Source organism: Microbacterium sp. B35-04, assembly GCF_010634885.1.
GTDB lineage: Bacteria > Actinomycetota > Actinomycetes > Actinomycetales > Microbacteriaceae > Microbacterium.
In genome coordinates this window covers 1-559 of record NZ_MWLP01000153.1, presented here as the reverse complement: position 1 = coordinate 559, position 559 = coordinate 1, and the positions used below count along the sequence as shown (strand labels likewise).

The following is a 559-nucleotide window of genomic DNA, read 5'->3' as shown; positions in this document are numbered from 1 at the left end:
ACGGCGTCGACCCCGCCGAGCGCGGCATCGAGTCCCTCTCCGGTGGTGAGGTCGACCCCGGTGCGGCGGCTCAGCGGGACGGCGTCATGCCCGTCCGCGCGCAGTGCCTCCACGACCCGGCTTCCGACGACACCCGTGCCTCCGGCGACAACGACCCTCATGACCTCACTCCTCTCGCCCCGCGACGTGCGGAAGCTCCCGACATTCCGACGACGCGAGGCGCCAGAATGTGAGCACGCCGGACCGCCGGCTGCGCGAAGACTTTTCCCACACCCGAAAGCGAGCGGATGCCCCTCACCGACGAGATCGAGAGCGAGCGGCGGTCGCTGCTCGGCCTGTGCTACCGCCTGCTCGGTACGGTCGCCGACGCCGAGGACGCCGTGCAGGAGACCTACGTCCGCTGGTTGCGCCTCTCCGACGAGGAGCGGACCGCGATCCGCGCTCCCGGGGCCTGGCTCACGCGGGTCGCCGGGCGCGTGTGCCTCGACATGCTCGGATCGGCACGCGCCCGCCGCGAACGGTACGTCGGCGAGTGGCTGCCCGAGCCGGTGCCCGACGG

General features: G+C 72.8%; 1 protein-coding gene. It reads left to right on the top strand.

Annotated features, from left to right (window positions below):
* Positions 1-287: 287 nt before the first annotated feature.
* Positions 288-559, top strand: a 272-nt coding sequence (locus B1729_RS20140) for a sigma factor (protein WP_275575863.1), incomplete at its 3' end; no start/stop codon positions are given.